At 63.3% G+C, this 14,367-nt stretch carries 12 protein-coding genes and 1 pseudogene; 2 read left to right on the forward strand and 11 right to left on the reverse strand.

From position 1 onward, the window contains the following. The first annotated feature begins 60 nt into the window (after positions 1–60). Positions 61–954, forward strand: coding sequence for an SDR family oxidoreductase (locus tag MESCI2_RS0100630; protein WP_027034846.1), 894 nt, complete (start codon positions 61–63; stop codon positions 952–954). A 182-nt stretch (positions 955–1,136) separates the two neighbouring features. Here the strand turns inward: MESCI2_RS0100630 and MESCI2_RS0100635 are convergent, their stop codons facing one another. Both MESCI2_RS0100635 and MESCI2_RS0100640 read right to left on the reverse strand, forming a co-directional pair. Beyond that, positions 1,137–3,056, reverse strand: coding sequence for a potassium transporter Kup (locus tag MESCI2_RS0100635; RefSeq protein ID WP_027034847.1), 1,920 nt, complete (start codon positions 3,054–3,056; stop codon positions 1,137–1,139). A 104-nt stretch (positions 3,057–3,160) separates the two neighbouring features. Beyond that, positions 3,161–3,901 carry a pyridoxine 5'-phosphate synthase gene (locus tag MESCI2_RS0100640; protein ID WP_027034848.1) on the reverse strand — a complete coding sequence of 247 codons (741 nt, stop codon included), beginning with the start codon at positions 3,899–3,901 and terminating at the stop codon, positions 3,161–3,163. A 135-nt stretch (positions 3,902–4,036) separates the two neighbouring features. On the opposite strand from MESCI2_RS0100640, the gene MESCI2_RS0100645 reads away from it, so the two are divergent. Next, positions 4,037–4,489, forward strand: a complete 453-nt coding sequence (locus tag MESCI2_RS0100645) for an STAS/SEC14 domain-containing protein (RefSeq protein ID WP_027034849.1) — start codon at positions 4,037–4,039, stop codon at positions 4,487–4,489. On the opposite strand, the gene MESCI2_RS0100650 is transcribed toward MESCI2_RS0100645, so the two are convergent. The 9 genes and pseudogenes from MESCI2_RS0100650 to ilvN form a co-directional block, all read right to left on the reverse strand. After that, on the reverse strand, positions 4,452–5,579 hold the full coding sequence (locus tag MESCI2_RS0100650; protein ID WP_027034850.1) for an ATP-dependent DNA helicase: 1,128 nt from the start codon (positions 5,577–5,579) through the stop codon (positions 4,452–4,454). The genes MESCI2_RS0100645 and MESCI2_RS0100650 overlap by 38 nt on opposite strands. 152 nt (positions 5,580–5,731) lie before the next feature. Next, positions 5,732–6,600: pseudogene (fusA, locus tag MESCI2_RS01000000134020) on the reverse strand (elongation factor G); the annotation flags it as partial. A gap of 140 nt (positions 6,601–6,740) precedes the next feature. Then, complete coding sequence (locus MESCI2_RS0100660; RefSeq protein WP_430981653.1) at positions 6,741–7,067, reverse strand: nitrile hydratase accessory protein; 327 nt, start codon at positions 7,065–7,067, stop codon at positions 6,741–6,743. 7 nt (positions 7,068–7,074) lie between these two features. Continuing rightward, positions 7,075–7,734 (reverse strand): nitrile hydratase subunit beta, encoded by a 660-nt coding sequence (nthB, locus tag MESCI2_RS0100665; RefSeq protein WP_027034853.1) that lies wholly within the window; start codon positions 7,732–7,734, stop codon positions 7,075–7,077. Then, on the reverse strand, positions 7,731–8,354 hold the full coding sequence (gene nthA / locus MESCI2_RS0100670; protein ID WP_027034854.1) for a nitrile hydratase subunit alpha: 624 nt from the start codon (positions 8,352–8,354) through the stop codon (positions 7,731–7,733). The genes nthB and nthA overlap by 4 nt, the downstream gene beginning before the upstream one ends. A gap of 79 nt (positions 8,355–8,433) precedes the next feature. Continuing rightward, on the reverse strand, positions 8,434–11,595 hold the full coding sequence (locus MESCI2_RS0100675; RefSeq protein ID WP_027034855.1) for an efflux RND transporter permease subunit: 3,162 nt from the start codon (positions 11,593–11,595) through the stop codon (positions 8,434–8,436). Then, on the reverse strand, positions 11,592–12,848 hold the full coding sequence (locus MESCI2_RS0100680; protein ID WP_027034856.1) for an efflux RND transporter periplasmic adaptor subunit: 1,257 nt from the start codon (positions 12,846–12,848) through the stop codon (positions 11,592–11,594). Before MESCI2_RS0100680 ends, MESCI2_RS0100675 begins: the two co-directional genes overlap by 4 nt. 250 nt (positions 12,849–13,098) lie before the next feature. Then, on the reverse strand, positions 13,099–13,695 hold the full coding sequence (locus MESCI2_RS0100685) for a LysE family translocator (RefSeq protein ID WP_027034857.1): 597 nt from the start codon (positions 13,693–13,695) through the stop codon (positions 13,099–13,101). Positions 13,696–13,777: 82 nt separating this feature from the next. Then, entirely contained in the window at positions 13,778–14,350 is a 573-nt protein-coding gene (gene ilvN, locus MESCI2_RS0100690; RefSeq protein WP_023757090.1) for an acetolactate synthase small subunit, read from the reverse strand. Positions 14,351–14,367: the final 17 nt, after the last annotated feature.

The raw sequence follows: 14,367 nt of genomic DNA on the forward strand, positions 1-14,367 counted from the left end.
CTGGTCTCTTTTTGAGACCGCCACTCGAACCGCCTTAGCGGCGCAACGTCAGGATCTTCCATGACCCAAACCCTTCTCGTCACCGGCGCCTCCGGCCAGCTCGGCCGCGGCGTCATCCACTATCTCCTGGACACGCACAAAGTTCCGCCAGCAAAGATCATCGCCACCACACGCAATCCGGAAAACGTGGCCGATCTTGCGCTGCGCGGCGTCGTTGTCAGGGCCGCCGACTTCAACGACGCGGCCTCGCTGGAAACCGCATTCGAGGGCGCCGACAAGGTGCTGATCATTTCGACAGGGGATCTCGATCTCAAAAGCGGCAGGCGCCTGAAGCAGCACGAAAATGCCGTTGCCGCAGCCAAAAACGCCGGCATTTCGCATCTGCTTTACACCTCGATGCCCAATCCGGAGCCGGTGTCGCCGGTCCTGTTTGCCGATGACCACTACAGTACCGAGCAGGCCATCAAGGCGAGCGGCATTCCCTACACGATCTTCCGCAACGGCTGGTACCAGGAGAACCTGTTCCTGGGGCTGCCACACGCCATCGCCTCGGGACACTGGTATACGTCCGCCGGCGACGGCCGCGTTGCGCCTGGTGCGCGCGACGACATGGCAGCAGCGATCGCCGCCGGTCTCGCTGCCGTTTCCAACGAAAGCAAGACCTACACCTTGACCGGCCCGCAGGCCTACACCACGGCCGAGATCGCCGCCCTGGTAAGCGAGGTCACCGGCAAGCCGCTCGATGTCGTCCAGGTTTCGGATGAAGCCTTGACCGAAGGCGTGAAGGCATCAGGCGTTCCCGAGGATTTCGCTGAGGTCATCGTGTCCTTCGACGCCAACACGCGCGCCGGCCGTATCGCCATGGTGACGGACGCGGTCGAGACGCTCTCCGGCCGCAAGTCGAAGACGCTGAAGCAGTTCCTCGAGGCGAACAAGGCCGCGCTGGCCAGTTAAGATCGGCGTCTTCGTGAGGGCGTGTCGAGATTCAGGTCAGGCTGAGCCGAGAATGGTGGGTTCCGAGAACCGGAACGGAGCGGACATTTGGTCCGTGAGTACAGTTCTACCGCGATGCGGTAGAACGGGGAAGCGCAGGAACCTGCCGTTCGCAGGCCGGCCTCACCTGAATATCGGCATGCCTAGATCGCCACCTGCGTGCCGATCTCCACCACGCGCCCGGTCGGGATCTGAAAATACTCCGTCGCGTCGGCCGCCGTGCGCGCCAGGCCGATGAACAGCCGGTCCTGCCACACCGGCATGCCGGAATTTGGCGAGGCCTTGAGCGAACGCCGCGACAGGAAGAACGAGGTCGTCATGATGTCGAACTTCCAGCCCTGCTTGCGGCAGATCGCCAGCGCGCGCGGGATGTTGGGCTGCTCCATGTAGCCGAAGGTCAGCGTCACCCGCATGAACAGCTCGTTGACGTTCTCCATCTTGACCCTGTCGCTGTCGGGCACCACCGGCTGCGGTGCCGTCACCACCGAAAGGATGACGTTCTGCTCATGCAGCACCTTGTAGTGCTTCAGGCTGTGCATCAGCGCGGTCGGCGCGCTTAGCGGATCGCTGGTGAGGAAGACGGCGGTGCCGGAGACCAGCTGCGGCTTCTTCTTCAACAAATTGCCGGCAAGGAAATCGAGCGGGATCTCGTTGCGGCGGGTCTTGTCGAACAGATAGCGGCTGCCGCGCACCCAGGTCCACATGGCCAGCACGACGGTGAAGGCCACGGCTAGCGAGGCCCAGCCGCCCTCGAACACCTTGACGATGTTGGAGGCAAAGAAGCCGATATCGATGAAGCCGAACAGCGCCGTCAGCGATACCGCCAGCCACAGCTTCCATTTCCAGATGCGTGTCATCACCACAAACAACAGCACCGTAGTCACCAGCATGTTGCCGGTTACCGAGATGCCGTAGGCCGATGCCAGCCTGCTGGACTCGCCGAAGCCGACCACCAGCATCATCACCACCAGCGCAAGCAGGAGATTGACGCGCGGCATGTAGATCTGGCCGGACTGTTTCTCCGACGTGTGCAGGATTTCCAGGCGTGGCAGCATGTTGAGCTGCACCGCCTGCCTGGTCAGCGAAAAGGCGCCCGAGATCACGGCCTGGCTGGCGATGACGGTGGCGGCGGTCGCCAGCACGACCATCGGAATCAGCGTCCAGCCTTCGTTCATCTCGAAGAAAGGATGGCCGACGACGCCGTTCTTGGCCAAGACGAAAGCGCCCTGCCCGGCATAGTTGAGCAGCAGGCAGGGAAACACGACCCACAGCCAGGCCAGCACGATCGGCTTGCGGCCGAAATGGCCGAGATCGGCATAGAGCGCTTCCGCGCCGGTGACGGCGAGGAAGATGGCGCCGATGGTGACGAAGGCGACGTCGGGCGAATTGATCAGGAAGGCGACGATGTAGTGCGGGCTGATCGCCCACAGGATTTCCGGATCGGCGACTATGTGATTGAGACCGGAAAGGCCGATCGCCAGGAACCATACCGCGGTCACGGGACCGAACACCAATCCCACCCCGCCCGTGCCAAAACGCTGCACCGCGAACACCATGGCAAGGATGACCAGTGTCAGCGGCACGACATAAGGCTGGAAGGTCGGCGTGACGACGTTCATACCTTCTACCGCCGACAGCACCGAAATCGCCGGCGTGATGACGGCATCGCCGAAGAAAAGCGATGCTCCGACGATGCCGATGCCGAGCATCAGCGCCGAGCGCTTGGGGAAACTGCCGCGCGCCAGGGCCATCAGCGACAGCACGCCGCCCTCGCCGCGGTTGTTCGCCCGCAGCACGAACATGATGTATTTGATGGTGACGATGATGGTCAGCGACCAGATGATCAGCGACAAAACGCCGAGGATATCACCGCGGTCGGCCACTTCTCCGCCCGACGATGCCACCAGCGCCTCGCGAAAGGCGTAGATCGGGCTGGTGCCGATATCCCCATAGACGACACCGAGCGCGCCCAGCATCAGAACCTTGGTGCTGTGCTGCTCGACTTCCGAATGGCTCGATTGTTCGACGGGTTCTGCCTCACTACCAGTATTGGTAAGGGCCATGGACGACACTCCGATAAGCGCGCGGTGCTCTACGCTTGCTGCGATGCAATATCAAGTGCCGTCGCGTAATGGCTGCCATGCCTGCCACGCGAGGGCTGCCATCGCTACCACCCGCAGGCCTTGAGGAACCGACCCACCGTGCCGGCCATGCCATACTCCAACGCGTCGGCTGTCAACCCATGTCCGATCGACACTTCGGCCAATGCCGGAATGCGCCTGGCAAGTGCCGGCAGATTGCCGACCACCAGATCGTGCCCGGCATTGACCTGCAGCCCGGCGGCAAGCGCGGCGTCAGCGGTTTTTCCCAATCTTTCCAGCTCTTTGGCCGCCTTGGCGGAATCTGTGTGATAGCTGCCATACGGACCCGTATAGAGCTCGATGCGATCGGCGCCGGTGTCGCGTGCGGCGGCCACCCAATCGGGATTAGGGTCGGAAAACAGCGACACGCGAAAGCCCCCTTTTTTCAAGCGCTTGACGATCGGTGTAAGGAACGCGGCCTGGGTGGCGAAGTTCCAGCCATGATCCGATGTCGCCTGGGCCGGATCGTCCGGCACCAAAGTCACCTGCTCAGGCTGATGCTTTTCCACAAGCAACAGGAAATCCTCGGTCGGATAGCCTTCGATGTTGAATTCCGCGCGCGGAAACTCGTCGTCGATCAGCGACCGGATCTCGGGCAGATCGGAGTGTCTTGTGTGCCGCTCGTCGGGGCGTGGATGCACCGTCAGCCCATGCGCTCCGGCCGCCAGCGCAATGCGGCCGAGGCCGGTGACGCTTGGCCACGGCAGGTCGCGCCGGTTGCGCAGCATGGCGATGGCATTGAGGTTGACGGAGAGCTTTGCAGGCATGCGGGTGGCCTCGGAAATCATTCAACGCGCCCACCTATAATGCCTTTGACGGGAACAGTAATGCCTTTGGTGGGAACAGACTGGGGGTTTCGCGTGTTCCAAGCCTGATGAGCGAACCAGAGAAAGGACGCGCCGATGAATTTTCTCGATGAGGTTCCGGCCATCCGCCGGATCGAGACCAGCCGTGACGACCTTTTCGCCATCGATGTCGTCGGGCACGTTTCCGCGGCCGACGGTGAAAATCTTTTCGGGCTGCTGGAGGCAGCCTATGCCCTGCATCCGCGCATCGATGTGCTGGTGCGCCTCGTCGACCACGATGGCGTCGACTGGGCCGACATCGCGGACGAGACCCTCAAGCAGGGCGCCATCCATGCATTGGAACATGTCGGCCGTTGCGCAACCATCGGCGAACCGGACTGGATAGCGGACGCGCAACGCTTTCTGCCGTCCTCACCGCCCATCGAAATCAGGCATTTCAAGGCGGAGGACGAGGCTGCCGCTTGGCAGTGGCTTGCCGCACAGCCTATCGGGGCAACAGCATCCGGCGCCCCTACCTCACGATCGTCAGCCGCTCGGCCGCCCGCGTGATGGCGGTGTAGAGCCAGCGCTGGCGAGTTTCCTTGAAGGCCCAGCTTTCATCGAACAGCACGATCTCGTTCCACTGCGAGCCCTGCGCCTTGTGCACGGTCAACGCGTAGCCATAGTCGAAATCGTCGAAGCGCTTCTTCTGCTGCCACGGGATGTCGGCATCGGGATCCTCGAACGCCGCCTTGAGCAGCTTGATCTTGGCGACGCCACGATCCGGATCGTCCTCTTCCGGCGACACCAGAAGGTTGATGCCGGGCTTCACCGTCTCGCGCGACGAGGTCATCACCTTCCACAGCGAGCCGTTGAGCAGGCCCTTTGCCGGGTCGTTGCGCAGGCAGACCAGCTTGTCGCCGGCTTGCGGATAATCGGCGTTGAAGCCCTTGAGCTCGCGCAGCCGCTGATTGTAGCGGCGCCGCGTGCGGTTGGTGCCGACCAGCACCTGGTCCGCCTTCAGCACCAGCTCCTGGGTAACGTCTTCCTTGCCGATCACCTGCGCCGTGCCATAGTCGCCACGCATGAACTCACGGCCCTCGCGCACATCGAGCGCCAGCCGCAGGATCGGGTTGTCGCGCGCCTGCCGGTGGATTTCGGTCAGCAGAAAATCCGGCTCGTGGTCGGTGAAGAAGCCGCCGCCCGAGATCGGCGGCAACTGGCCGGGGTCGCCAAGCACCAGGATCGGCGTGCCGAAGCTCATCAGGTCGCGGCCGAGTTGCTCGTCGACCATCGAGCACTCGTCGATGACGACCAGTTTCGCTCGCGTAATCGGGCTCTGCCGGTTGAGCGAGAAGGTCGGCGACATGGACGTCTTGCCGGTGACCTCGTCCGACACCGATTCCTCGCCCTTCGGCCGGTAGATCAGCGAATGGATAGTGCGGGCATTGACCGCCCCCTTGGAGCGCAGCACTTGCGCCGCCTTGCCGGTGAAGGCGGCGAACTGCACCTGGCCGTCGACATGTTCGGCGAAATACCGCGCCAAGGTCGTCTTGCCGGTGCCGGCATAGCCGAACAGCCGGAACAGCTGCGGCTGGCCGGTCTTCAGCCATTGGGCGACCGCCTTCAGCGCGTCGTCCTGTTGGGGAGAGAATTCCATCAGCGCGAGAGACCGGATTCGCAAGGGAAAGACAAGACAGCCGCCATCATCATCGATGCGTCGGGACGCTTCAATGCCGCCGACGGGTCAGGCTATCAGGCACAGACAAGAACGTAAAGGGAACAAAGGGCCGCATCAAGTGGAGCCGGAATTCAGGCAATGGCCATGGCGGCCGGCGGGTCGCCGTCGCCGGGTGGTAGCGGAACGGGAATGTATCCGGCATAGCTGGCGTTCAATCGTGCCTGCCCGTTCGAACAGGACCGGAGTACATCCTCCAGCTTGGACATATTTCTAAGCGGCACTGTCGCGTTGACGACGACGACCACGCCGCGGATTTCCCGACTCAGTATCTGGCCGCGGCGGCTGTGCAGTTCGGCGACGACATTGCCTACATGGGTTGCGGAAGTCATCACCTCGACCTTCATGATCGGCTCGAGCAACTGCACGCCAAGGCGTGGCGCGGCTTCGCGGAAGCAGGCGCGGCCGGCGATCTCGAAAGCCAGAGCTGAGGAATCGGCATCGTGAAAAGCGCCATCCATCAGCACCGCCTTAACGCCGATCATCGGGAAGCCCGCCAATGGACCTGAGGATAATATGCTGCGCAGACCCTTTTCGACGCCTGCAATGTACTCGCCATGAAGCGCACCACCGGCGATCCTGGACTCGAACACGAAGTCCGCGCTGTCCGCGATCGGCTCGAACATGATCTTGACGCGGGCGAACTGACAGGTGCCGCCGGACTGTCTCTTGTGCGTGAAGTCCTGCTTGTGCCTACGGGTGATCGTCTCGCGACAGGCCACTTGTGGAGAACCAATATTCACATCGACCTGGGACTCGCGGCGCAGGTGGTCGATGATGATGTCGAGGTGGAGTTCGTCCATGAAGGCGATAATGGTCTGGCCTGATTCCTCGTCGTGCCTGACACGAAGAAAGCATCCTCGTCCGCCAGCTTCGCCAAGGCGATACGCAGCCGCTCCTGATCGGCCCTCGATTTCGGCTCGATCGCGATTTGCAGCAAAGGCAGGGCGCGGCAGGCTTTTCCATAATGGGATATGGTCGCTGGTGGCCCCAATATTTGCAACTGAGTGCCGGAGCGAAATCCGGACTGAGATAACGGAAGACTAAACTGATCTTTTTGACATGGCTGCTCGCAGCCTGCTGTCAGGGTCCGGGATCGTTTTCCAGCAGGATCGGCTTGCCGTGCGGGGTGGCATGCGCGGCGCGCTCCCAGGCTTCAGCCATGGCGTCGACATCGGCTCTGGCTGCCAGCCCTTTTGAAGCAAGCAGGCTTTCCAGCGCCGCCAGCCAGTGTTCGTAATAGTCATGGCCGTCAGTGGCGGCGCCTGGCTTCTTCACCTGCGCCGACAGCGCATCCGCCCACTCGCTCCACGAAAACACACCCTTGTCGTGCAGCGCCACCGTCATGGCGAAGGCTTCGGCCTGCCATGGCTCGGCGAAAACAGGGGTATCCGGCGGCAAATCGGCCATGTCCGAGTCACGCCGGCTCAAGATAGCTCTCCCAGGCGTCTATCGAGACGCTCAGCGTCGGATCGGCGCCCTCGCCCCAGATTTCCGATCCTTCGAAAACCACGGTGTAGACCCATTGCGGGTTTTCGCCGTGGCCATGCGCGTTGCTGTCGGGGAACACGAAGCCGTCGCGCACGGCCTCGATTGTACCCTGCTTGCCGCGTGCGTAACGCGGCAGCCGCGTGTGGCCGGTCGGGTTGAAGTTCTTGGTCCGCACGGGGTCGCCGGCCTTGAACCGCGCCGGCTGCGCCACCGGCCGGTCGCAAGGGCTGCCCTTGGCCAGCACTGCGGGCACGTTCTCCGCCTTCAGCACCCTCTTGGGCGTGGCTGCCGGATCGACCGCCTTGCCCGCTTCGAGATCGCGCTCGCTGACGAAGCCATGGCGCCTCAACAGCACCTCCAGCGCCTTGATCCATATCTGGTAGTAGCTCGATGAATAGTAGACAGCCGGGTGCAGCGATTCCCGTGCGTGCCGGCTCTCGTCGATGTTCCACGCGCCCATGGCGCCGGCAGTCAGCGTCACGCCAAGCGCCCGCCTTTCCCAAGCGGCATGGAAGTACGGTTCGTCCTGTTCGGGTGCGACCGGGCCGAACCCCATCTGCCCGCCAAGATCGTGCGGCCCGTTCATGCCGGCTGCCCCTCTATTTCAGGTCTTTGGGCAAGGCCGGTGCCGATCATCGCGTCACGGCTGACCAGCTCCGCCAGCCGCTCCTCGCTCCAGCCCTCGGTGCCCTCAGGCCGCATCGGCACGACGAGATAGCGCAGTTCCGCGGTCGAATCCCAGACGCGGATTTTCTTGTCCGCCGGCAGCGTCAGCCCGAACTCCTCCAGCACGCCGCGCGGATCGATGACAGCCCGCGAACGATAGGGCGGCGCCTTGTACCAGACCGGCGGCAGGCCGAGCACCGACCACGGATAGCAGGAGCACAGCGTGCAGACGACGAGGTTGTGGGTGTCCTTGGTGTTGAACACCGCCTGCATGTGCTCGCCTTGCCGGCCGGTATAGCTCAGCGATGCGATCGCCGCCGTCGCATCGCGCTTCAGCCATTCGGCATAGGCGGGATCGCTCCAGGCTTTCGCCACCACCCTGGCGCCGTTGCGCGGCCCGATCTTCGTCTCGTAAGTATCGACGATGACGTCGATCGCCGCCGGATCGATCAGCCCCTTCTGGGTGAGGATGGTTTCCAGCGCGCGGACGCGGGCGGCAAACGGATCGAGTTCGTTGTCGTGGTCATGATCGTGTGACATGGCCGCAAACTACGTTTCCAGTGATGCCGCCGCAAGCGCGACGGCTTGGGCCAACGGCATATGGCGCTGGCCTGTTACATCATTCGGCCGCCGCCTGCTGCGGTTCTGGCAGCATGTCTTCCCTGGGCTTGAACAACGAGAGCTGGTCGACATTTTCGACCGGGCTCGGCTCGCCCTTGCGCTTCGACCAGAGCCCGACCAGCCAGCCCGAGAAATTCTCCATGTAGACATAGATCACCGGCGTCACGAACAGCGTCAGCGCCTGCGAAGCCAGCAGGCCGCCGACAACGGCAACGCCCAGCGGCTGGCGCAGTTCGGCGCTGGCGCCGGTGCCGAGCGCGATCGGGAATGTGCCCATCAGTGCCGCCAGCGTCGTCATCATGATCGGCCTGAACCGCATCAGGCAGGCCTTGTGGATCGACTCGGTCGCCGACATGCCTTCTCGTCGCAGTTCAAGCGCGACGTCGACCATCATGATGCCGTTCTTCTTGACGATGCCGATCAGCATCAGGATGCCGATCACCGCGATGACCGACAGATCCATGCCGGCGAAGCGCAGCGCAACGACCGCTCCGAGCACGGCCGACGGCAGGCCGGTGAGGATGGTGAGCGGGTGGATGAAGCTCTCGTAGAGGATACCGAGCACGATGTAGATCGTCAGGATTGCGCCGCCGACCAGAAAACCCTGGTTGGCAAGAGAATCCTGGAAGGTCTTGGCCGTGCCGGCAAAGGTCGTCGAGATCACCGTCGGCATGCCGATCTGCTCCTTCAGCGCATTGATGCGCGTCACGCTGTCGCCCAGCGCCACGCCCTGCGGCAGATTGTAGGAGATGGTCACGGCTGGAAGCTGGCCGAGCTGGTTGACCGTCAGGGCACCGGCCGTGCGATCGACGCGGGCGAAGGCGCCGAGCGGAACAAGACTGCCGCTCGCCGTCCTCATCTGGATGGCCAGCATCCGCTCGGGCGACCACTCGATCTTGGGATCGAGCTCGGTGATGACTTCGTAGCTGTCGGCCGAACCGAAGATTGTCGAAACCTGGTCGGTGCCGAACCCGCCATAGAGGGCGGAGCGCAACGTGTCGGTGTCGATACCGAGCTGGGCGGCCTTGTCGCGATCCACCACCAGCGTCGCCTGCAGCGCATTGTTCTGCAGGTCGCTGGTGACGTCGGTGAAGTTCGCATGGTCGGCAGCCATCGCGTCGTTCAGTTTCTGCGCCCAGATATCGGTCAGGCCGGTATCAAGGCCCTGAACCACGAGCTGGTAGGCGCTGGCCGACGACCGCGAGCCCAGCCTCAAATTCTGCACCGGCTGCATATAGGTCTCGATGCCCGCCACGCCGGCCAGTTGCTTGCGCAGATCCGAAAGCACCTTCTCGATATCGGGGCGCTGGTCCTTGCCCTTGAGCTGAACGAAAAGCTGCCCCTGGTTGAGCGCATTGTTGCCGCTGCCCGCCGACCACGCCACATGGTCGACATAGGGCGAATGCGAGAAGACGCTGGCGACCTGTCCTTGCAGCCTGGACATGGCGTCGAAAGAGATGTCCTGACGTGCGATGGTGGTCACCGATATCTGGCCGATGTCCTCCTGCGGGAAGAAACCCTTCGGCGAAGTCTGTATCAGCCACACCGACGCTGCCGCGGTGCCGACGAAGACCAGGAACACCAGGAAGGTGTGCCGCAGGCAGAAGCTCAAGACCCTGTCGTAGCCGCGCGTGACGAGGTCCTGCTTGTGACCGGGCCCATGCTTGTCGCGATCGGCTTTGGTCACCGACAGCAGCCGCGAGCACAGCATCGGCGTCAGCGTCAGCGACACGAACATCGACGCCAGGATAGCGACCGTCACCACGACGGCGAACTCGTTGAAGATGCGCCCGATGACGCCGCCCATCAAAAGCACGGGGATGAACACCGCGACCAGCGAGATCGAGATCGAGATGATGGTGAAGCCGATTTCGCGCGCGCCCTTCAGCGAGGCATCGAAGGCCGACAGCCCGTCCTCCTCCATATGGCGGAAGATGTTTTCCAGCATCACGATGGCATCGTCGACGACGAGGCCCACCGCCAGCGTCAGGCCCATCAGCGATATGTTGTCGATGGAAAAGCCGAACAGGAACATCGCGCCGAGCGTGGCGATCAGCGAGATCGGCACCGCCACGGCCGGAATGATCGTCGCCGTCACCCGGCGCAGGAACACGAAGATCACCATGATCACCAGGGCAATGGTGAGCAGCAGCGTGAACTGCACGTCGCTGACCGCCTGCCGGATCGAACTGGAGCGGTCGTTAAGCAGCTTGATGTCGGCGGCGGCCGGCATCTGGTCCTTGAAGGACGGCAGCATCGCCTTGACCTTGTCGACGACGTCGACAGTGTTGGCATCGGGCTGGCGCTGCACCGCCATGATGATCGCGCGCGTACCGTCATACCAGCTCGCCGTCGTCGTGGTCTGCACCGAATCGACCACGCGGGTCACCTCGCCCAGCCGCACCGGGTGACCGTTTTTGGTGGCGATGATGATGTTGGAGAAACCCGCGGCGTCGGTCAGCTGCGTGTTGGCGGTGATGGTGAGCTGCTGCTTGTCGTTCTGCAGCACGCCGAGCGGCGTGTTGCTGTTGGCCGAGGCGACCGCCGCCTGCAGCTGATCGATCGAGATGCCGCGTGCGGCAAGCGCGGTCGGGTCGATCTGGATGCGCACCGCGTATTTCTGCTGGCCGAAGATCGAGACCTGCGCCACGCCGTCGATGGTCGACAGCGACGGCGAGATGACATTTTCCGCGAAAGCATCGAGATCCGTCAGCGGAACCGTGTCGCTGACCAGCGACATCAAAAGGATCGGCGCGTCGGCCGGATTGACCTTGCGATAGCTCGGCGGCGCCGTCATCTGCGGCGGCAATGATTTCTGCGTGCGCGCGATCGCCGCCTGCACATCGGCCGCCGCCGCGTCGATGTCGCGGTTGAGCACGAACTGGATGGCGATCGAGGTCTGGCCAAGCGAGTTCGTCGTCGAAATGGAATCGATGCCGGCGATGGTGGCGAACTGCTTGATCAGCGGCGTCGCCACCGATGTCGCCATGGTTTCCGGCGAGGCGCCGGGCAGCGAAGCCGAGACGTTGACCACCGGGAATTCGGCGCTGGGCAGTGCGGCCACCGGCAGGAACTTGTAGGCGAACAGTCCGCCCAGCACGAGGGCGAACGACATCAGCAGGGTGGCGACGGGTCGGCGTATGCAGAATTCGGAGATCATTGGGCCGCCTCGCCGGCGTTGGTCGCCTCGGCCACCTTGGGAGCAGCATTCGCCGTGGCCTTGCCCTCATGCACCGCCGCGCCGTCCTTCAGCCTCGTCTGGCCTTCGGTGACAACTTTCTCGCCGCTTTTCAGCCCCTGGCTGATGGCGCTGTTGTCGCCTTCGGTCAGCGCCACCTGCACCGGCCGCATCTCGACCGTGTTGTCCGGCTTGACGACATAGACGAACGGCCCCTTCTGGCTTGGCTGCACCGCGACCGTGGGAACCGATGTCATCTGCGGCATGATGCCGGCGTCGAGCACGACATTCACATATTGGCCGGGCCATAGCGAAAGGTCGGCATTGGGAATGCTTGCCCGCGTGGCGATGGTGCCCGACGCGGTGTCAACGCTGGAGTCGACGAAATCGAGCGTACCCTTGCCGATCGGCGTCGGGTCGCCGTCCTTGGTCAGCGTCACCGCGCCCTGCTGCGGATTGGCAAGCGCCTTGTGCAGCAGGGCCAGGTTGCTCTCGGGAAGATTGAAGTTGACCTGCAGCGGGTCCATCTGGGTGATGGTCACCAGCGGGGTCGCCGTGCTGCTGTTGCCATTGCTGACAGTGACGAGATCGCCGACGGCGACGCTGACCGCACCCAGCCTGCCGGAAATCGGCGCCGTGATCGTGGCGAAGCCAAGCTGGACATTGTCGGCGTCGATTGTCGCCTTGTCGGCATCGACGGTCGCAGCGGCAGCCTTCTGCGCGGCGACGGCCTGGTCGTAGGTCTGCTGCGTGCCGGCCTGCTTGGCGACCAGATCCTTGGCGCGCTGGAGATCGGACTGCGAGCTGGCGAGCATGGCCTGATCCTTGGCGAGCGCCGCCTGATCCTTGGCAAGCTGCGCCTTCAGCGCCCGGTCATCGAGCGAAAACAGAACGTCGCCGACCCTGACCATCTGCCCGTCCTTGACGTCGATGGAGACGATCTGGCTGGACACCCGCGCGTTGATGTTGACGACGGCGGGAGAGGAGACGAAGCCGATGGCGTAGCGCCGGATCGGGAAATCGGCTGTCGAGGCGACGGCCGAGAGGATGGAAGCCGAGCGCCCCGCATTGTCGGTCTTTTTGTCCGAAGCCGCGGCCTGTTTGTCCGGCGCGGCAACCTGCTTTGCGCCGATGACCTGCTGGACCCTGCCAAGCGCGCCAGGCGAAAGATAGAGCCACCCGGCCGCACCCAGGCAGGCGACGGCCAGCAACGAAAGAACGACTTTTCCACGCATGGTCAAAGGCCCTCTCCACCCGACACGTCGTGGTCCGATGGTTCTACTCTAGCGCAAATCACGGCCCGTTGCCGCGATTTCGCCGAATAGATAGGACACGCCTTTGTCGGAAAAGGGCCAAAACACGGCATTACGAAGATTTAATGTGCACTGCACAATGGATGTGCAACACGGGGCGGCTCCCGGTACGGGGGTGGTCCGCCGAGAGTCCGGTCCCGTCCCCCTACGATCGGATGGCGCGCCCCACGGCCTATTTAAGCATCGGCCAAAGCGTCGCCGCCAGCAGCACGCCCATGGCGATGTTGAACCATTTCAGCCGCACCGGGTCCGACAGGAAGCCACGCAGCGCGGTGCCGAACCCAGCCCACACCGAGACGCTCGGCAAATTGACGATGGTGAAGGCCACGGCGATCAACACCACCGACAGGAACGGGTGCTCGGCATTGGCATAGACGGCCATGGCGGTGATCGCCATCACCCACGCCTTGGGATTGACCCACTGGAATGCGGCTGCCTCGATGAAGCGCATCGGCCGCGCGTTCGTCTCGCCCTTGCCGGTCAGCGTGCGCGACATGGCGATCTTCCAGGCGAGGTACAGAAGATAGGCGCCGCCGGCGATCTTGAGCGCGGTATGCAGCGCCGGAAACGCCGTCAACACAGCGCCGAGGCCAAGACCGACGGCAAGCAGCAGCACGAGGAAACCCATGCTGATGCCCAGCATGTGCGGAACGGTTCTGACGATGCCGAAATTCACGCCCGATGCCAGAAGCATGAGATTGTTCGGCCCCGGCGTGATCGAGGTCACGAAGGCGTAGACAAGCAGGGCAAGGAATGCGTCGAGCGACATGGATATCCTCCCTGACAAGTCAGCACCGGAAGCCTCACTATGGAAGCTGGCTGGCGCGTTCGGCGCCAGCCCCGCCGAAGTCCTACATCGCCTGCGGGCCGCGGTTCAACGCCGCCACGCCGGTGCGGCAGATTTCAACCAGGCCGAGCGGTTTCATGATGGCGATGAACTGGTCGATCTTGGAGCCCTTGCCGGTGATCTCGAAGATGAAATGCTCGGTGTTGGCGTCGATGACGCTGGCGCGGAACGCATCGGCCAGCCGCAACGCCTCGACCCGGGCCTCGCCGGTGCCGGCGACTTTGACCAGCGCCAGTTCGCGCTCCAGCGGCCGCTCCTGGCCGGATTCATGCGAACGCACGGTCAGATCGACGACGCGGTGCACCGGCACGATGCGCTCGAGCTGGTGCTTGATCTGCTCCAGCACATGCGGCGTGCCGCGCGTCACGATGGTTATGCGCGACAAATGCTTCTCATGCTCGGTCTCGGAGACGGTCAGGCTCTCGATGTTGTAGCCACGCCCGGAAAACAGGCCGATGACCCTGGCAAGCACGCCCGGCTCATTGTCGACCAGCACGGAAAGCGTGTGGTTTTCCGGCTTTTCCGTTTCCTTGGCGATGAAATAGGCGGAGCCGGTCGGTTGTAGCTGTGCGTTCATGACATGAATCTCGATTT

Source organism: Mesorhizobium ciceri WSM4083 (assembly GCF_000519305.1).
Classification (GTDB): domain Bacteria; phylum Pseudomonadota; class Alphaproteobacteria; order Rhizobiales; family Rhizobiaceae; genus Mesorhizobium; species Mesorhizobium ciceri_B.